This is a genomic window from Blautia sp. CGZ-1-C1, from assembly GCF_056504575.1.
Genome location: NZ_JBWLUT010000059.1, coordinates 1 through 20,457, shown reverse-complemented (window position 1 = coordinate 20,457; position 20,457 = coordinate 1). Strand labels below are relative to the sequence as shown.

The 20,457-nt window shown below is 42.6% G+C and carries 11 protein-coding genes; all 11 read right to left on the bottom strand.

What is annotated here, in order from left to right:
- Positions 1-674: 674 nt before the first annotated feature.
- A complete protein-coding gene (locus tag AC058W_RS03995) occupies positions 675-1,889 on the bottom strand; it encodes a type II secretion system F family protein (protein ID WP_118609543.1) in 1,215 nt (404 codons plus the stop codon).
- A gap of 55 nt (positions 1,890-1,944) precedes the next feature.
- Complete coding sequence (locus tag AC058W_RS03990) at positions 1,945-3,009, bottom strand: type IV pilus twitching motility protein PilT (RefSeq protein ID WP_117843873.1); 1,065 nt, start codon at positions 3,007-3,009, stop codon at positions 1,945-1,947.
- Positions 3,010-3,115: 106 nt separating this feature from the next.
- Positions 3,116-4,810 carry a GspE/PulE family protein gene (locus AC058W_RS03985; protein ID WP_118609544.1) on the bottom strand — a complete coding sequence of 565 codons (1,695 nt, stop codon included), beginning with the start codon at positions 4,808-4,810 and terminating at the stop codon, positions 3,116-3,118.
- 513 nt (positions 4,811-5,323) lie between these two features.
- Complete coding sequence (locus AC058W_RS03980) at positions 5,324-7,180, bottom strand: C40 family peptidase (RefSeq protein WP_243101704.1); 1,857 nt, start codon at positions 7,178-7,180, stop codon at positions 5,324-5,326.
- A gap of 373 nt (positions 7,181-7,553) precedes the next feature.
- A complete protein-coding gene (locus tag AC058W_RS03975; RefSeq protein WP_117676107.1) occupies positions 7,554-8,141 on the bottom strand; it encodes a zinc dependent phospholipase C family protein in 588 nt (195 codons plus the stop codon).
- 267 nt (positions 8,142-8,408) lie between these two features.
- Positions 8,409-8,627, bottom strand: coding sequence for a hypothetical protein (locus AC058W_RS03970; RefSeq protein WP_178760927.1), 219 nt, complete (start codon positions 8,625-8,627; stop codon positions 8,409-8,411).
- A 196-nt stretch (positions 8,628-8,823) separates the two neighbouring features.
- Positions 8,824-10,053 (bottom strand): site-specific integrase, encoded by a 1,230-nt coding sequence (locus AC058W_RS03965; RefSeq protein ID WP_118246932.1) that lies wholly within the window; start codon positions 10,051-10,053, stop codon positions 8,824-8,826.
- 207 nt (positions 10,054-10,260) lie between these two features.
- Complete coding sequence (locus AC058W_RS03960) at positions 10,261-10,557, bottom strand: hypothetical protein (protein WP_479389741.1); 297 nt, start codon at positions 10,555-10,557, stop codon at positions 10,261-10,263.
- Positions 10,558-10,564: 7 nt separating this feature from the next.
- The gene (locus tag AC058W_RS03955) at positions 10,565-10,798 is read right to left on the bottom strand and encodes a hypothetical protein (protein ID WP_479389740.1); all 234 of its coding nucleotides are present in this window, start codon (positions 10,796-10,798) and stop codon (positions 10,565-10,567) included.
- Positions 10,799-11,094: 296 nt separating this feature from the next.
- Positions 11,095-11,310, bottom strand: a complete 216-nt coding sequence (locus AC058W_RS03950; RefSeq protein WP_479389739.1) for a hypothetical protein — start codon at positions 11,308-11,310, stop codon at positions 11,095-11,097.
- 46 nt (positions 11,311-11,356) lie between these two features.
- Positions 11,357-20,320, bottom strand: a complete 8,964-nt coding sequence (locus tag AC058W_RS03945; RefSeq protein WP_479389738.1) for a phage tail tape measure protein — start codon at positions 20,318-20,320, stop codon at positions 11,357-11,359.
- Positions 20,321-20,457 lie beyond the last annotated feature (137 nt).

The following is a 20,457-nucleotide window of genomic DNA, read 5'->3' as shown; positions in this document are numbered from 1 at the left end:
TCTCCACCCCCCCCCTGTAAAAATCTCTTTTCCAGGAGGGAGGGAGTTATGTTTATAAACTCGTTATTCAGTTTTCATGTTACAATTTTGTTTCTCACTTTCGGTTCAGGAAAAACCTTCCCGTTATCAGGAATCCAGTCACTGCCAATACCAGCTCCGGGATGTAAATATATTTATCTACATCTGCAGGAGACTTAGTCATACTAGGCATTTGGGAATCTGCGTTATTCTGCGAAAAAACTCACTGTCTGAGCGAAGCGAGTTATGAGGTTTTCGCAGAATGCTTTTAGCAGATTTCCGAATGCCTAGTATGACTGGCTCCGAAGCCGTAGATAAATATATTTACATCCCGGAGCGTCCACCTGACAACATATTCCTTCAGACAATCTCAGCCTTTCTCTCACCGTATAATTAAATCACTAAAATCCCGCTTTTTCCACGCGCCCCCTTCCATATCTTACAAGAAAACACGACATTTCCATGATTTCTATGATGAATACAGCCCCTATGCAAGCTGTAATACATCCAAATTTGGTTATTTCAGCAACTTTTAATGCGGTTGCCACTCGCAAATGATCCTTTGATCATCCAAACAATCAGATGTCTAAGATAGTTTAATTACTTTTTATCCATTTCAGGCTATAATCTACATGCACTGTATAATTAAATTTTTATCACAAATTATCCAGCCCATTATACATAGCCCCAATCGGTGAAACCACCGCCACAACCAGCGTACCGACCACAACAGCCATAAACACAATAATCAACGGCTCCATAGCCGCCAGTACACTCTGGGTAGTCATCTCCACCTCTTCATCATAGTAATCCGCCAGCTTCTCCAGCATGTCCTCAATATTACCTGTCTCCTCACCGATCCCTGTCATATGGCACACCATAGGCGGGAAGATTTTTGAGGCAGTCAGCGGTTCTGACAGCGGAATACCTTTCATAACTTCCTCACGTGCTTTCAACAGCGCATTTGTGTAATGGATGTTATTGACAATCTTGGACACTGTCTCCAACGCATCAATAGTAGAGATACCCGACGACAGCAATGTACTCATTGTCCTTGCAAACTGTGCGCAGGCAGTCTTCACTGTCAGCTTGCCAAACAACGGCATCTTCATCTTAACCCTGTCGATAGCAAGTCTGCCCTGTTCTGTCCTGTAGATCATCTTATATGCCGCGATCACCAGAATGATCAGCCCCAGGATCATATACCAGTGTTCTGTCATCCACTCACTGGTATTCATAACCCACATGGTAATTCCCGGCATCTCCACATCCAGGTCTGCAAACATATCAATAAAGATGGGAATAACGAACAGAAGCATAACAGCCACAACACCGATTGCTGCAATGACCAGAATAATCGGATAGATGGTTGCTTTTCTGATGGTTGCCTTCAATTTGGCTTCCTTCTCAAACTGTACTGCCATTCGTGTGAAAGCCATCTCAAGACTTCCTGAGTTCTCACCTGCCTCTACCATATTGATAAGCATTGGCGGGAAAATATCTGACTGGCCTCTCATGGAGTCTGCCAGTGTATTTCCCTTCTCCACACTGAGAAGTACCTCTGAGATAGCGCGCTTCAGCCATTTGTTCTCTGTCTGCTCCGAGAGCATCTGCAGGGCTTCCTTCATCGGGACACCTGCCTGTGTGATGCTGACGAACTGACGGCAGAATACACTGAGATCTCTTGGCTTTACTTTCTTTCCTATGGAGAAATCTATCTCTTTGTTCAGGGCGCCCTGTTCTTTTACAGAGACAGGGATAAGCCCGTCGTTTTTCAGGATATCTATAACTTTCTCTCTGGTGTCAGCCTCAATACTTCCTTTTTTCTCTTTTCCCTTTTTATCTACTGCCACGTAGGTAAAACCCGGCATTTTATCACTTCTTTCTCTCAGTCAGGCTCAGGGGATCTGCCAGATCGGGTTTCTGTCAGAAGTCAAAGCTGACTTTTTTGTTCATGCTGACCGGATCCTGGGCATATGTCACTGCATTGTCCCCATCGATCAGTTTTCTCATATATAAGTCATACAGTGCATCATCCATTGTCTGCATCCCTGCACGTCTGTTGGTCTGCATCACAGAGGATATCTGATAGGTCTTGCTCTCACGGATCAGGTTTCGCACTGCATTATTTGCAAAAAGTATTTCAAGTGCAGCCACACGGCCGCTTCCATCTGCTTTCTTAAGAAGCTGCTGGGATACAACGCACTCTAATACAGAGGCAAGCTGTATCCTTATCTGCTGCTGCTGATTTGGCGGAAATACATCAATGATCCTGTCAATGGTCTTGTCCGCACCAATGGTATGCAGGGTGGAGAATACTAAGTGACCGGTCTCCGCTGCTGTGATCGCTGTGGAGATAGTTTCCAGATCTCGCATCTCTCCTACCAGGATAACATCCGGGTCTTCACGCAGTGCAGCCCTCAGTGCCTGTGCGTAACTCGTTGAATCACTGCCAATCTCCCTCTGGTTAACCACTGACTTGTCATGTCTGTGAAGATATTCGATCGGGTCCTCCAGAGTGATGATGTGATATGGATAATTCCTGTTTATCACATGGATCAATGAAGCCAGTGTAGTTGATTTCCCGCTTCCTGTCGGCCCTGTTACCAGAACGAGACCTCTTTTCCGCGAGGTCATCTCCACTACCTCTGCAGGAATACCAAGATCCTCAGGCTCCGGGATGTTGAAAGGAAGGCTTCGCATAACAGAAGCAAGTGTTCCTCTCTGTTTAAATACATTCACGCGGAAACGTCCCACACCTGAGATGGCATATGCGAAGTCTGTCTGTCCGTTATTCTGCAGTTCTTCTCTGTGACGGACATCCATCAGGGGCATGAGAATGTCTTCCAGCATCTGTGGGGTAAGGCGTTCTCCCTCTATGGGAGACAGCACACCATCGATCCTGTAACTGGGCGGTCTGCCGGTTGTCAGGTGGATATCGGAAGCCTTTACCTTCACTGACTGTATCAGTATTTCATCTAAATCATACATATTTCCTAATCTGCCTCGTAACTCCCTGGGATCTCCGGAGGACTCCGGTTCCGCAGGAATTCCTTCTATATTAATAGTCGTAAAATTAATAATCTGTGAGTCTCGATCATTCATAAGATGCCTTGAGCATCTCTTCCACAGAGGTGGTGCCATTCAGTACATAGCTGATACCATTATCTCTCAGTGTGCGCATTCCGCTGTTTCTGGCTGCGCGTTCCAGTTCCTCTGTTGTCCCATTCGCTGCGATCAGGTCACGGATCTCGTCGTTGACCTCCATGATCTCGAATACACCGATACGCCCGTAATATCCTGTATGGCTGCAGAAATCACAGCCACAGGGTTCGTAGACATTTACTTCCTCCTGTGTATTCATTCTCAGAACTCTCTTCTCCTCAGAGGTTGCAGGGCGCATCTTCTTGCAATGGCTGCACAGCTTGCGCACAAGGCGCTGTGCAATAACTCCCACAACAGAATCTGCGATCAGATATCTCTCCACTCCCATGTCCGCCATACGGTTCAGAGTACCTACTGCATTATTTGTATGCAATGTAGAAACAACCAGATGTCCTGTTATGGAAGCCTGTACTGCAATAGCAGCAGTCTCCCTGTCTCGGATCTCACCGATCATAATGATGTCCGGATCCTGACGTAGGATAGAGCGAAGAGCTGACGCAAAATTCAGTTCTACCTTATTGTTGACCTGTACCTGATTTATTCCCTCAATATCTGCCTCCACAGGATCCTCTACTGTGACGATATTGACCGCTTCTTTATTTAATTCACTTAATGCTGTATACAGGGTAGTGGATTTACCGCTTCCTGTCGGTCCTGTTACAAGGATGATCCCGAAAGGACTGGCCAGCATATGGTTGAAACGTTCCATCTCATCGGGTGGAAGTCCCAGTTCTTTCTTGTTACGTGTAAGGTTCAGTTTGGAAGAGATTCGCATTACGATCTTCTCTCCATGTACGGTCGGAAGAGAGGAAATACGGATATCATAGTCCTGTCTGTCTACCATGATAGACATTCGGCCATCCTGCGGTTTCCTTTTCTCTGAAATATCCATACCCCCAAGAATCTTGATTCGGGTGGAAATTGCCGGAAGAAGACTATTATCATAGACCATTCGCTCATAGAGCGCACCATCAATCCTGTAACGGACACGAACTTTGCTCTCAAGCGCTTCAATATGAATGTCGCTGGCTCTCTGTCTGATCGCCTGCTCCAGTAAAGAACGTACAAGCTGTACGATAGGTGCATCGCTTACGTCTGCATCTGTGTCCTCATCTGCTGTATTTCCACGAAGCTGTGCTCTCTCCTGTGTAAATCGTCTGGCTGCATCCAGTGTCTCTGATGCACCGTAGCATCTGTCGATTGCTGCCAGTACATCCCTGGTAGATGCGATATACGGCTCTACCTGCAGATTCGTTACAATGGAGATATCATCAATGGCCGCCATATCCATAGGATCTGCCATTGCAAGATGAAGGATATTCGCATTATATGGGTCAAGTTCAAAAGGAATACAAGTGTATTTCTTAAGCAAATCGACACTGACCAGTCCTCTGACTTCCTTCGGAATTGTCACACCTGTCAGCTGGACTACCTTAAGGCCTAACTGCATCTGAAGTGCACGTACGATCATGTCTTCTGTGATAAATCCGTTATCCACCAGGACTTCACCGATCTTCTTACCGCTTCCCTTCTGTAATGCAAGGGCTTTCTTTAATTCATCTTCTGTCAGTACATTCTGCTTGATGAGCAGGTCACCAAGTCTCATTCGTTCACGTCTTAATGCCATCTATGCGTCTCTTTTCCGAATTTAGCAATGCCCTGTTTCTGATACGGCTAAGCTGCCAGCATACCGATCACTGATATTTTCAGGTACGCTAAATGCTGTATCTAATATATATCAAATACAGTAGAAAACCGAAATCATATTATAGACATTACTATTCTCTTATCTTCAGATTTTTATGCTACTGTCCACTTCGTTCTCAGTAACATTTTCTATTGATTCAAACTTAACATATCTTGTATAGTTTGTCAATTTTTGTTTCCCTATTTGCACATACTTTTCACATTTTCCAGACATATCCCGCAGATTATCAGGCAAAAAACTCAAATTTAACTTTAACGTTTCAGTTTTAATGCTGATGGTTCATTCCGGAAATATATAGAAAACGCAAAAAGGCAAAAGCCCTGGACAGTAAGTTCTGTCAGGCGCTTTTGCCTTTCTTATGCTATTTAATTTCCGAGCAGTTATTCGGTGTAGAGTCACGTAGTGAAAGCGGTTTTCGAATATCCGATTGACTTATTTCGCCTTAAATACTGCAACATCCTCTGTAGACAGGTCAATCTTATCAGAAATAATAGATATTGTATTTGAAGAAGAATCCGGTGCTGTCAGTCCTGTTGCGGAAGAGCTTGCAGAACCGCTGTTCTTCATTGCATCCTGCAGGGTATTGCTTACGGTTACATTTGAACTGAAGATATCTGTGCCGGAACTGATTGCTGTGCTGCTGTTCTGCATCTCCTGCACCTGCTCAGAAGTCGGATAGAAGGATGGCTGACGGATATATCTGAAGCTTGCACTATATGCTTCACCTACCGTTACACCATTCTTTCCGGAAGAACAATGTACTGCGATCCAGTCACCTGCGTCTGTCTTACCGCAGAGAATACCTACATGGTTATCGCTTCCTGCTTCTGGTCCTTTCTGGAATACGAGATCGCCAGGCTGTGCATCTGCTTCGCTTACTACGTTTGCTTTCTCCCACTGGTCTGAAGTTCCGTCTCCTACGGCTTCCTGCATAGCTTTTTCCTGATATCCGTTGATTACTGCCCAGGTAACAAAACCGCTGCAGTCCAGACCATATGCACGAATTGTACCGGTACTCTTGCTTCCTTCAGCGGATACTGTCTCAGATGTTCCCCAGCTTGGATCATCTCCGATTACTGTGGATTTACCACCCCAGAAATATCCAACCTTACCAACCAGTGAATAAGCTGCGGAGATAACATTTACTCTCTCCTCAGAAACATCATCACCAACGCTCTCACGGACGAAGCCATTTGCCGCTGTTACAACCGCGCACAGAAGCTTGCAGTCTGTTTCTACATATTTCTTAAGAATTGTACGGTCTTTCTTGGCAATTTTATTCTTCTTGATATAGTAGTTGATCTTACGGTTACCGTATGTAACGTGAGTAATATTCTGCTTGTCTCTTACGATTGGATTCATCTCTGCGAAAATCTTCGCCAGATCTTCCTTACAAGAGGAATCAAGTGTGAATTCTGTCTTGCCGTCTTTGCTCTGCTGGTATACATATACTGCAAGGATATCCTGCCAGTTTCTTACCAGAAGACTGTCTGCGGATGTGGTGGTCTTGCTGCCGTCAGTGTCGCTGGCATCTGAAACTTTATTCTTCTCTTTATATTCTTTCTCGATTTCATCCATAACAGTGGCAAAATCATCTGAGAAAGTCAGGTTGTAATTGCTCTTTAAGCTGTCCAGATAGAAATCCTTACCGGCATGGATATTAGATGCATAGTATACCGGAGTTCCAGTCTGCGCTGTGCCGGTGGTATTATCTGTAAATGAATTGTTTGTGTTGCTGTTTGTATTATTCTTCTGCTGTTCTTCTAACTGGGCAATCTTAGCCTCTGCCTGAACCAGAAGATTATAATTTGAAACCTGTGCTTTCTCTTTATCAGAAAGGGCATTGTAAGCTGTACGGATACTCTGAACAATAGATTTCTTCTCCAGAGTTACTTCCTGCGCATTCAGTTCAGTAATTCTTTTGATCACATCCTGTGCTGCCGCTGTAATCTGATCTGCCGGTGTCGGTGTAGGGTCTGCCGGTGTAGGCGTTGGGTCTGCCGGTGTCGGTGTAGGATCCACCGGTGTCGGAGTCGGGTCTGCAGGAGATGGTGTAGGATCTACAGGATCCGGAGTTGGATCTACCGGTGCTGGTGTCGGGTCTGCCGGTGTCGGTGTAGGATCTTCAGGTTCTGAACCAAAGTCGCTGGAGTCGCTGAAGTCTGAACTGCCGTCTTCTGATGTATATGAAGGTACTTCTTCCGCTGCAAGTATGGATGCAGGACCGGATAATACCATACCTGACATCAATGTCAGACATAAGAACTTGGTAAGATACTTGTTTTTCATATATCTAAATTGCTCCCTTCTTACTCTAAGCATGTCCTTGTCCCCCTGTCAGTAAGGGCATACTGTTTATTCTTTCCTATCACTCAACAGCATTAATTATGCTGTTTGTAAGTTTATTTATATTTTTTACTAAAACATTAACCTGTTTTATTCTAGCATAATCATTTTGTGAAATCAACCGCTGTGGCCGGTCAATTTCCTCATTTAACCAAAATTCATTTTTTCGTCACATTTTAACCAAATCAGGTTATGAGCAAGTAACGAAGCGGATTGCGAATATTGGTCGCGCACAAAGAGACTGTGTGCAAAAAAGCTGTGCAGAAATTTCTTCCGCACAGCCTTTCCTTATTTTATCAGCATGTATTTTTTCGCTTCAGGCTGCCTGTGCAGTCTTTGCAAAACTCTGTCCGATGCAGATCTGTACCAGCCCCTGGATTACCTGAAAACACATATTCAGAATGAAGCGAATATCTTCTTCCACACAACGAAGTTTATTAAGATATCTCTCATGATTTGCCTCAATATAATCGACCAGTGTGGAAAAATCTGCAAAACGTATCGCAGGTTCCAGATATTTATGTGCTTCTCCCTGCTGTATACAGGCTTTCAGTCTGTTCTTGAGCACTTTCTCATAATGGTTATGCTGAGCAAGTGTGCCCGTATATGTCTTATTATGAGGAAAGGTAAAATAATCCGCCATATAGTGGATCACTTCGCCGAACCGACGCCAGTAAACTCTCTGGTTGCTCTCATCCAGTCTGACATCCGCCAGTTCTCTCATTCTTCTCTTGACATCCTCAAATGTTCCGTAGAACTCATGTCTCTTAGTAATGAAAGACGGCTTGATATCCGGCAGAATGCTGCCCAGGCAGAAAGCCTTTCTGTGAGACTGCAGGCTTGCTGTGGTCTGCATCTGATCCGCAAGATACCTTGCTAATAAAATATGTGATTTTTTACGCAATTTTCTTCCTCTTTCTTTCTTGTGAGAAACTATTGTCCGAATCTGCAGCAGATGTTTCAATTTACTGTTTCATAAGACATCCGGATAAGTGCTGGTCATCTGGATATCCGAGTATAAAAATGTATGTTTTGAAGCATTTTGTTACCGATTGAGTGAACAATAACTAACTATAACCAACATAGTATACTATAACAGGTTTATACATAATATTCAAATAAAAATTTTGTAAAATCTGCTCCGGCCGATTATTGCGTTACTGCTTATTGCTTATTCTGATAATTGTCTTAATAATTCCAGATCGCTGTTTTTCACCTTGAGATTTGTCTCGATTTTCTCTCCTTCAGGAGTGGTAAATACAATCTCAATAATGCTTCCCTCTCTGATTCCCTTGCGTGAAACCGCCTGACAGAATGCAGGGAATTTCGGATGGTTTCTTTTGAAGGTGTTCCATGCACCTGTAAACTTCATCATATTTCTAATATTCATTGTATCAGATATCCTTTCTGCCCTTTAAATCTCGCTGAAATCCGGTGTTCCGTACAGGTCGAATGGAGTGCTCTGATATACATAATAAGTATCTAATCTCATATTCTTTTCGACCTCAAAAAGCACTGAATTATAGCTATTTCTGAGCTATTATACACCACCATTTTCTCTCTGTACACCATTTTTACGCCATTTTTCATGCACCAAACTGAATAATTTTTCTGGTAAGTGATGAAGAATCTGAATTTTCTAATCCTATTGTGTCTTCTAACAGTTTCATATCGTCTACTTTCTTCTGTTCCAAAACACTCGTATATAAATCCATTGTCATCTTCAAGCTAGCATGTCCAAGATATGTCTGCACAGTCTTAGGTGGGATTCCAGCTTCAAAACAGCGTGTGGCAAACGTATGTCTGAATGCATGTCCTGAAAATTTCTCCATTGAATCCAGCGGATCACGCATAAGGTTTATTTCGTCCACAATTTTTTTAATAGCGTCCATATAAATCTGAGAATTTAGTGGCGTACCAAATTTTGTTGTGAACAGTAAATCTGGAAATTTCAACTTACCTTTATATGGAGAATTGTTACAGATTATCTTATGAAGTACAATTTGTTTCTGCAACGCTTCTCTGCAAAAACTATTAATCGGCACTGTCCTGTTACTGGATTGTGTCTTTGGTAAGTCAATATGAAATTCTTTCTGTTCATCTCCATCCAACTTCTGATATAGTAATGTTTTAGTTACCTTAATTTCATTCTTTGTTAAGTCAATATCATTTTCACTCAAAGCAAACAACTCACCAGGACGTAATCCTGTATTTATAGCAACAACAAAAAGATTATAATAAAATGTGCCTGCGCTGCATTCAAAAAATGCTTTCTGATCTTCCCTCGTAAGTGCTTTCACTTCATTTTGAGGTTTGTTAATCGGTAACCGTACACCTCTTGTCGGATTTTTTACCAGAAGATTATCTTCCATAGCTCTATCCAGCATATCAATGAGCAGAACTCTTATTTTATTTAATGTCTCCCACTGATATCCTTTCATATATATCTGATTAATCGTGTCAGTTATCATCAACTTTGTAATGTCTGTCAAACGTTTATTTCCCAGATATGGCTTGATATGTTTGGTATATACGCTTTCATAATGTCTCTTAGAATTAGGTCTGATAACCGGAATTTTATATACTCTCATCCATTTCTCATACCACTGGTCAAGTGTTGTATTCGGTTCAACAACATTCCTCATTTTCTCATTGTCTGCAACTGCCACAGCTATTTTATTTTTAACTTCCTTTAATGTAGAGCCATAAACTTGTGTTCGTTTACCAAATCTGTCCACAAATCTTCCAGAATATTTGCCATCTTTTCTTTGTGACAACCCTTTTCCGAGTTCTTTACCTTTTAAATCTTTTCCCATCGTATCGTGTCCTTTCATATTTCACATACGATAGAAACCTTTGTGCATAGTTTACCATAGTATGTGAATATTAGCAATTCCTCAAGTATCAAAAAAGGAGAGCCACATCTGACTCTCCCGTATCATTTCTTTCTATATAAATTATCCTGCTGCCAGCAACAGATTCTTCTCCTGCATAGGCAGCAGCATCACATGATTCCAGTTACATCAAGCAGTGATTTCGTCAAACTTCCAGTTAATCATAGCCTGGTATAGCTTATCCGGGATGACATCTTTATAACAGTCTGCTATGTATATGATTTCTGCCAACTTATGAGCTTTATATACTTCGTAAGCTTCTTCTATCGTATCGAAATATCCCAGCTGGACACCTTTTTTCTTCTTTGCGTTTTCAGAGTCCTCTGTTTCGCAGCTTTCTCTGACTGTAGCCTGATATTTCCCGGTCTTTTTTGAATATGTTACTCCGGTCGGTAATCCGTTCTTTTTTCTTCCATGAATATGCACGAACAGATCATTGATCCGCTTCGGTACAAGAGATACAAGTGTCTGGACTGAATATTTTATTCCCCGGCACCAAAATATCCTTATCCAGTTCCGCTGTAGGTTCTCCCTCGATTTCATAGAAGTTGTGATCTACCCATTCATAAAATGACTTTTTATCATCTAACCATTCATCACAAATCGTACAATCCTTGTAATCCGGTCTTACCTTATGATAATTCTCGTTATAACATCTTGTTTTCATATTGCTTTTCAGATTATATTTCTGTTCTTTTGTCGGCTTCGGTATAATTTACCATGTTTCTTTTGTCGTGCCACTTCCATAGCAAGCACGCCAAAACCATGCATAAACATAACAACCAGCAAAAACTCATTATTCTTTTACTTATAAATATCACCGAAGTGACACTCTCCTTTCATCCGTTCAATTACCCATGAATCTTTCATGCGTTTTCTCCTTGTATTCCTTATTTTTCCAAACAGAATGAAGCCTGTACTCCACTGTTTTTCAGTGAAATACAGACTTATCTCTTTTATTCCTTATCTAACCTTTTTCCAGTCTCGTTTATTTTTCTCCATGTGTTTCTGGATTGCTTTTTCCATCAGCTTCTCTGCGTCCTCTTCACTCTTTATGACTGGATTGTTAAAGATGAAGTGGTTTTCAGCTACTATTTCTGTATTCTGATTTTGAACTGCTGCACCCGGTGACAGGATCGGTTTCGCCATCATTTCATTGAATGCGTTCAGTGTAGCCACAGTAGGCTTCAGTCTAAATCACGTAAATTCTTTGGTAAGGACGGTTTCACCTGGATTTGCACCAATCAGTACCAGAATCTCCGCGTGGTATTAAAGCATCTCCACCAATCATATCAAGTATGTTAGCAGGAATACCATTACGTACAACACCGCCTTTTGAGAATCCATAAGCTTTGTATGCTTTCAGAATCTTATTTTTGAGCGGAGCGCCCCAGGTATCATAACTTCCAACTCCCGGAGTTTTAATCTGAAGGATATCAGCAAGTTTCTGCATATCATTACGTGTAACTTGTTTACCTTTGGAATAGAAATATCCAGCTAACTGACTAACTCCACTAGGAACATCCGTTGCCCCGTCTGGACGATTTGGAAGAGCATTAAACCAGTCTTTCAGGTAAGCTTTCTGAAATCCTTCAACAGCGGTACTTGACTGATTGCTTCGGAATGCCCCATTTTTATAAGCGTATTCCATAGCTTCTCTGAGATTGTTACCTTCTTTAGAAGTGTCAATACCTACTCTATCAGCATATCGCTTAATTGCACCATAATGTTCATCTGGCATAATATGTACCGTACACTCAGCTTTTGCAAGACCCGGACCACCATTTGCAATAATCTTGCATTTTCTGGTTAAGGATTCATCTCTTGACATTAACCCAAGTTTACTAAGTGGTGCAGCTACACCTGTAACAACACCAGAAGTTGAGACTTTTGCAACTGATTTATCTGTACTCGACCATTCAATATCAGAATGTTCTGGTTTACTTGGTGACCATGTAGCTTTCAATGAATATTTTAAATGACTGTATGTCAGATAAATCTCTGTTGCATTCAGCTTCAGAGAATATGTCGTTCCATTTACTTTTCCCGGCGTTACATTTCCTGCATCATCTGAATTATCGCTTTTCTTCAAAGTATCATCCAATACTTTGTCCGCTGATCCATTGTTACCACCCTGTCCGTTGCTGGCTCCGGGTATCTTGGATGTGTCCATCTTATAGACACCTTCCCATGCTTTTGTTGCATTTACGGCAGCAGTATTAAAATCAGCGGCTTTGGTAATCATCTGGTCAAACGTCTGGGAAACTTTCATTCCGTACTGATCCATCACATCACCAAGATGCTTATATGTACTGTCATAGTTTGACTTCACATTATTAAGCATGTTATTAATGACAGCTTCCTGAAAACTGGTATTCTTCTTCAGTGCATCCAATGTATTATCCAGTGCATTTTCTGCATCCTCCTGAAGATTCTCATATCCGGTTTTCTTCATTTCAACTTCATGCTCATGAACCGTGTCCTGCATATCCTCTTCCGCGTCTGCTAATTCTGCCTTTAACTTTTCTAATCTGGCACGGGCAGCAGCATTTGTTGTTCCCTCTAAGGCAGCAATAGAAGATTTCAGTGCATTGATATCTTTCGATTTCTTCTTTATATTCTTATCATAGTCATAGTATTTCTCTTTCGCATCCAGTGCTTCCAGACGTTTATCAATATTATCCTGCAACAGGTCATTCTCTGTTTTGACCTGGGTTTCATATACAGATATCATCTGCTGCCTGTATTCTGCCAGTGAAGAGGAGGCATTTTGTATGCCTTTCAACAGTTCCTCTGTTTTTTCTTTGTATTCTTCTGCACTGTAACAGCCATTTTTGTACTGTTCTTCCAGTTTATCCAGTGCAACCCTGTAGTTTGCAAGCTTGTCTTTTGTCAGATCAATGGATTCCTGTAGCAGCAGAACATTTGTAAGACCATTCTCCGTCAGAGAACCATCATCATTATAAAAGCTGTCCTCGTCACCGAGAAGTTTCTGCATGGTCTGGTACTCCGTAAGCACACTGTCGATCTTATCCTGAAGATCATCAAACGGTTTCCAGCGCAGTTCCATAATCTTATTCTTCAGTTCTTCTATACTGCTTCCAAGATTTAGTATCTGTTCATCAATTTTTGCAATCGAATCCAGATATTCCTGCGCTTCCTCATTGTTCCAGCTGCTGAAATGTGCATCATAGTATTCCGCCTTTTCTGCCCTCAGCTTCTGAAGTGCCAGAATCTGGCGATTGTCTGTCTTGATCCGTTCGGTGTAATCTTTTTCAGATATCTGTCGGTCAGGATTATCTGTTACTTCCTTGTAACTGATTGCAGCATCCTGCTTTGAACCAGCTCTTTCCCAACGGTCAACCGCCCATTGTTTTACATTTTCTCTTGCATCCTGAATCGCCTGTGTCAGTTCCTGAATATGAGTATCTGCTTCCACGTATGTCGTTTTCAGCTCCGTATACTGTTTCAGCATCTCCTGATATGCTTTATCTTTACGATTATTGCCATTCGTTTTGAGATATTCTTTCATTCTCTTCTGGACAGCTTTCATCTCTTTGGAAGTCCAGTCTTTCTGATACTGCGCATAATCACGCTGTTTTTTCATATCCTTATAATAAACAGAACCAATCTTCTGACTCTTGCCATTTGCGATTCTGTTCTCAGCTTTGGCAGAATAATAGTCTTCAGCAGCTTTACGTTTGCCAATAATCAGATCATAGGAATCATAGACATTATCAACTTTTGCTTTAGCAAGCTTCAGTTTCTGTGCTCGTTTTTCACGGTTAGTGTCCTTTGCATCCAGATATTTGTCGATCCATTCTTTATAAGCATCCACCGCAGCTTTCTGACTTGCAGATAGAGATTCAATGTCAATGGTCTTACCTTCATCAATCTTTTTCTTCAATGCCGGAGTAAGATACTGGCTGACTGTAGCATCTGCTGCCACTTTCTGTGCATAATCCCAGTATTTTTTCATGGCTGCCTTAGATGCATCAATCTCTTCCTGTGTGCTTGCAATCGCTTTTTCATAATACTTCTGGGATTTCGTATAATGACTATTGTCACTTTCTGCATAGTCCGTATACTTAGAAGTTGTCCGATCCAGACGATCCATAGCAGTTTCTACCCAGTCCATAGCATTATCGTTCAGTTTCTTAACCGCATTTTCAAGGGCTTCATCTACTTTATCAGCTGCATCACTGGTTGTTTTTCCCAGACTCTGTGCTGCTTTCGTATTGTTATTAACGGCAGCAGTATTCGCTGTAGATGGACTACTGCCGGAATATGTCTTGTGCCCGGATGCAATATTTACCTGGCTGACAGAAATTCCACCTCTTACCATGGCTGTACCGGATGCTTTTGCCATTCCGCGGCTGTTCACAAAGCCCTGTTCCAGCAAAGATTCCGTCTGTAAATGGTTAAATACGATACTTCCAGCCGGAATATACTGAAATTCCGCACCGTTATCCCCGACCGTATGCCATGTTCCGGTTGCCGGATCAACTACGATCTCTCTTCCCAGTTCTCCAACCAGTGTCATACCGCCTGTTTTTGTTCCCCAGTTGCCTTTTGCATCTGCATGACCGACCAAATGAGGGTAATGTGCACTTCCAGATACATGAGCGCTACCGCTTGCACCGCCTGCTCCCTTTGTTGGCGCGCTTGTATTTGTCCAGTTGACAGTTCCTGTCGCGGTAAAACTTGTCTTAACCTGACTTACATTATTCGTCCAGTTAACCTGACCATTGGAAGTATGCATCTGTGCAGCCCAGGCATCCACTTTTCCGGTGTTGTTGTCCCACTCTACTGTTCCCTGAGATTTCTTCTCCTCTGCTGCATAAGCATCTACAACTGAAGAATCCACGCCTGCTTCTACCATCATTTTCGGTGTCAGTGCCTGAATGGATGCTGTAATCGTCGTTTCAGAGGTTGTGTCTATTCCAAGTGTTGCTTTGATCTCCGGGGTTAATCCGTCAATCTCACTTACAAGACTGTCCACCTGACCTTGTGCTTCAGATGTATCTGCACCGACTGCCGCCTGTAATTCCACGTTGTTCTGAGCCTGCTGGAACTGCTGTAATAAAGATAACGTGTTTCCAAGCTCTCCATCCACCTGAGAAGTATCAACATTCATTACCGCCGGAGCTTCCAGCATCTGTTTCTGAGTTACACAATACTGGATCACCGTGTTTGCATCATCCACCTGTGATGAATCTACTTCCAGAGTACCTTTGTAATCCTGCATCTGCTGGATCGTATTATCCAGAGTCTTGACCTTATCTTCCGTACTATCAATATCTGAAACATCTATCTGGATATCCAGGTCTTTGTCGCCGGACAGTTCTTCAATCCTGCCTTTCGCTTCTCCTGCTGCCATACCCAGATCCCCCAATGTCTTGATAGCTTCGTCAGCCCAGTCAAATTCACCGCCGAACTCTTCCATCTCTCCAAACATTGCCTGTACCATTGGCAACGACAGATTTAATCCGTCTGCAAAGTCCTGCATAGTACGCTGACCTGCAATCTTATACTCACCACTTGCTTCATCCAGTTCCATCAGTCCGGCTTTTGTCGCCTTTGCACAGAACTCCGCAACATCCAGTCCGGTTCTGTTCCCGTCTGAATCATGGTTAAAATAATGCTCAATACTATCTATATAAGAAGAAACTGCTTCTGCATCTTCTGTATCTACAGAATCCGGGACGATAAAATCCACTGCTGCTTTATAAGAATTTGTTCCTATCCTTCCATAATCCTCAGAATCCGTATTCTGTGTTACATCCTCAATGTGATCCAATGCTCCCATAGCATCGTCAAACATATCTCCTGACTCAGAAGTATTCTGTTTATCCAGCCAATTCTGATATGCCCCTGTTGCTTCTCTGAGTGATGCAGACAGCAGATCAAGCTGGTTACACTGATTCACTAATCCATCATTCTCAGATAACAGTGCATCTATACTACTCTGGATGGTCTGTGCATTCTGACTTTTTGCATCAGATAAATTTCTCAGTTCATCCCGAAGCCGCTCGATTTCTGCAATGTTCTGCATATATTGCGCCTGTTTTTCCAGTTTCTGATTCTCATTCGTCTGGATTGCTTCCTCTGCTTTTGCTTTTTGCAGTTCCCGGACTTTCTCGGCATTCAGATGTAGTGCGCCATTGTTATATTCCAATGCAGAGGTGTAATCTGAAAGCTCATCTGAATTAAAATCATCCAAAGATATAGACTTCCCTGTTGACTGTGAAGCGAGAACTGAAGTTGCTTTCTCAATCCCGGATAACGCTTCCTGTGCATTTATGATCTGGTCTGCCAAATCTGAGACAGCTTCGGTTGTTGTGTCCACAGAAGCTCCTGCACTGGATGAAATGACTCCTAACTGTGTAAGCATATTCACCAGCTTCGCCACTTCACCGCTGGATGTATCAGAAATCAGTCCACACTCCACTGCTGCATCCACAAGAGCATTAATCTGATCTTCACCTTCTTGTACACCTTCTGTCTCGAAAGCATACTTGAAGTCTGTATCTGTCAAACCAAGTTCTTTCAGGGAATCTGCATTCTTCTTTATCTCTTTTCCGAACTTTGAAGTGTCTTTTCCTGATAAAGCATCACTAAACTGATTCGCAGCGATAGCCGTATCATTTAACTGATCTCTTACCTCCGAGAACTGATCCGCAAACTGAGACATATCAGAATTCTTTAATAAAGACTGTATCGCCGTATCTACCGTTTCAAACTCTCCTGCTGCCTGTGTGATCTTATCAGAATCGCGTTCTGTCAGTGCATCATTATAATTCTTTACTGCTTTTGTATAATCATTCAGCCATTTCAGAGCTGTCTGGTCTTTCCCATCAGCTTTAAATGTCTGTTCTTCTGCAACCAGCTTCGCTTCCTGTGCCTGTTCATAAAGATCACCATATTTTCCAAGTATTTCATTGGCTTCTGATAATCCTCCTGATGCGTTATCCAGCATCACGCTTAATGTATCAGATTCTCCATACTGTTTCTCAATGGATTTGGCATCATCCATAAAGTCATTCAATGCCTGTTTTGCCGTTACAGAATCCGCTTTAAAATGGACATCCATTGTAATTCCGTCCATTTCCGGTTCTATCGTAAATACTTCATCCCCGTATTCTTTCTTCAGATCATTAATAGATTTTTTGATTGCTTCAGATTCTTTGGAACCATTATCAAGGAATTGTCCAAGATAAGTGTGGCGTTTCTTCTCTACTTTTTTCTCTGCTTCCTCAATCCCTTTTTTGTTCTCGTTCTGGAACTGGCTGGCTTCTTTTTGTGAAACCTTATCCAAAAGTGCAATCTGTTCTTCCAGACTTCCATTAATCAGGTCAATCCCGGCTACCTGACTGTGGTAGGAATCTGTCAGTGACTCCTGAATAGATAACAGTTCGCTCTTTGCGCTGGCAGCTTCCTGTTCGGTCAAAGTCCCAGAAGATAATGCGGTACGAAGTTCTGTGATTCTCTCAATGTTATCCTGCAAGGATGTATTATTTTCCTGCCATTCGGTACCTGCCTGTTTTGCGGAAGATACCGCTTCCTCAACAGAATGTTGATATGCACTAAACGCAGATACGGCAGCCGTTACCCCAGCAGCCACCAGAATAAGTGGATTCGCCATTAATGTAGCCCACAAACCAGATAATGCACCAGATAAAGAGAATGTTGATGCCGCTGCTGCACCTTCTGCGGTTGACAAGCCCATTGCTGCTACCGATGCCTGTGCTTCTGCACTGCTCATTCCCTGATTTGTCAGAATTGCTGCCCTCTGTGCATCCGTTAAAGCAGTACTGGACAGAACAAGTCTGGTCTGTGATTCCGATAATCCCTGTGTCAACGTCAATAATCTCTGGAAAGAATCATCCGGGATATTTACTGCCCTGCTCAGATTCAAAGCATTTCCAAGATTTGAAAGCTCCCGGAATGCCGCTACAATCTGCTGAATTGCATACACTCCACCTGCTGCACCAAGCCCTGCAATGGCAGACTGAACCAGATTAATGTTATTTGCAAAATCCACAAGACTCTTGGAACCGTCCAGAAAACCTGAATACAAGTCGCTGGATACGGTAGATGTAGCCAAATTTTCAAGACTTACTTTCAGTGCGTTGGTCTTTGCTTCCAGTGAAGTCAGGTAATTATCCTCAAATTTTTTCTGTGCGGTGCCGTCTGCATTTAACGCGGTTTCTGTTAAAGACTGCACTTTATCCCAGTTGTCAAACATGGCAATCAGTTTGTTATACTGGTAGGTACCTGCCATAGCTGTTGCAACTGCTTTCTTTGTATTTCCATCAAAGGTTGACCACTTGCCTGCAACTTCATCAATGATCGGTTCCGATTCTTTGAACTGTCCATTCACGTCACGCATGGAGATTCCTACTTTATTCAGGACTTTCTCCACATCATTCAGGCTCTCGCCAGTTTCAGAATCTACAAATTTACCAGCCTTAATCTGGTTCATTCTGGAAAGAATACTCTTCAAGCCTGTACCAATCGAATCATCACTGTCCTGTGTTACGTCCTTGATTGTTGCAATCATGGCAGCAGTTTTCTCCAGACTGACACCTGCATTATTCGCCTGTGATGCAACTTTTGTCAGTGCCTGTCCGATTCCTCCGGCATCTGAAGCAGATTCCAAGTCGATACTCGTCAGTACATCATTAATATGCCCTGCCTGATCCGCATTCATCTGGAAACCGTTCAGAGTTGCAGTCAATACCTCTGACGCATTCTCCGAATCCATCTGTGCATCTTTGGATAGCACCATACTGTCCTTGATAAGCTGATTAGTCTCAGACATGGAACGTCCCTGTCTTAACCAGCTGTCCGCAGATTTCGCTACATCCGAAGTGATACTTCCAAGTTCCTGTCCCAATGCATTGTAACTCTGCGTCAGATCACTTGCATAAGAACGGCTCTCACCTGTAGCCATTGCAAGGTCAGTCTCCAGATCATTAAATTCCTTCACTGTAGAAAGAGCTTCTTTTCCTGCATCCGTAATCTTATACAATCCATCCTGCATCAGATTCGCCAGACTGTATGCACTGAAAGCTTCCCTGAAACTGCTTCCCAGAGAAGAAAAGATACTCTGACTTCTCTGTCCTGCTGTATTTACACTTCCAAGTGCCTGCTGCAACTGTGTAAGCCCGGAAGTATCTGTCTGTGGAGCCGTGACCGGAACTTCTGCCTGTATATTCCCGGTATTTGCCGCCTGAGCTGTAGCATCCGTGACCGGATCAGTGTTCACTCTCAGATCAATCTGAATATCCGTAATGCTCTCTACTGCTGCCCGGAGCTGGCTTTCGATCTCTTCCGCATCCACTTTAAAATGCACCGGAAGTTCCAGATCATTCAATGTAAGGTTCAGATCAGACTGTAAGGATTCCCGATCAACCTGAAGATTTACTTTTACAGGTTCTTCCCCGGTTCCAAGCTGTCCCACGGCACTTCTAAGCTCTGATATCAGTTGTTCGTCATTGATCTTCAGGTCAACATTGAGAGCTTCCCCTGCTTCTGTCCCTGCGCTCTGTACTGCGGAACGAATATCTGAAGCAATTTTCTCAGTATTCACCTCAACATCAAGGTCGATCATTGTTTTCGCTGCTTCTGTTGCAGACATAAGATTTGTCTGTAAAGCATCTTTCAGCTGTGTACCTGTTGCTAACACCTGCTCCGCTATCGAATCTGTCATAGCTGTAAAGTCTGCACCTTTCAGATCACTCACGGAAAAACTCTGTGTCATATCAGCTCTTGCCTGCTTCATCAGATCAAAGGCATGAGTGATCTGATCCACCTGATTCATCATATCTGTAGAAAAGTGTTCCGGGAATAAGCTGGTCATTTCTCCCCAGATGGAATCTATAGATACGCCCTTTGTGGAATCCCTGACAATCTTTCCGATATTATTTTGCAACAGTTCCTTATAGGCATCACCACCCATTGCTTTTTTCAGTTCATCCGATACATAAATCTTCTTATCTTTAAAGTAGTTGAAAAAATCATCATAAATTCCGGTCTTGCCCTGAACAATCTTTGCATTCTTTGTAACAGTATCAGACAGATTATTCAACCCGGAATAAAACCCGGAAGCATTCTTAAAATCAAAATCACTGCCATTCCAAGTCTTGCCTAAGCTGGACACCATCGTATCCATCTGTTTCTTCATCTTATTCAGCACGTTCTTATCTGAGATATTGAAAGAACCTGCCAACTGTTCCGTAATAGAAGAGGTATCAAGCTTTGTCTGCCTGATACCTTTCTCAATACTGGAGCTGAGTTTCTTTGCGGAATCCTGATTTACTT

What these genes read in the sequence shown, in the direction of transcription:
- AC058W_RS03965 (WP_118246932.1), bottom strand. Translation starts at nt 10,053, where the DNA reads ATGGGAAAAGATTTAAAAGGTAAAGAACTCGGAAAAGGGTTGTCACAA.
- AC058W_RS03955 (WP_479389740.1), bottom strand. Translation starts at nt 10,798, where the DNA reads ATGAAAACAAGATGTTATAACGAGAATTATCATAAGGTAAGACCGGAT.
- AC058W_RS03970 (WP_178760927.1), bottom strand. Translation starts at nt 8,627, where the DNA reads ATGAATATTAGAAATATGATGAAGTTTACAGGTGCATGGAACACCTTC.
- AC058W_RS03990 (WP_117843873.1), bottom strand. Translation starts at nt 3,009, where the DNA reads ATGTATGATTTAGATGAAATACTGATACAGTCAGTGAAGGTAAAGGCT.
- AC058W_RS03985 (WP_118609544.1), bottom strand. Translation starts at nt 4,810, where the DNA reads ATGGCATTAAGACGTGAACGAATGAGACTTGGTGACCTGCTCATCAAG.
- AC058W_RS03945 (WP_479389738.1), bottom strand. Translation starts at nt 20,320, where the DNA reads ATGAAGAAACAGATGGATACGATGGTGTCCAGCTTAGGCAAGACTTGG.
- AC058W_RS03995 (WP_118609543.1), bottom strand. Translation starts at nt 1,889, where the DNA reads ATGCCGGGTTTTACCTACGTGGCAGTAGATAAAAAGGGAAAAGAGAAA.
- AC058W_RS03980 (WP_243101704.1), bottom strand. Translation starts at nt 7,180, where the DNA reads ATGAAAAACAAGTATCTTACCAAGTTCTTATGTCTGACATTGATGTCA.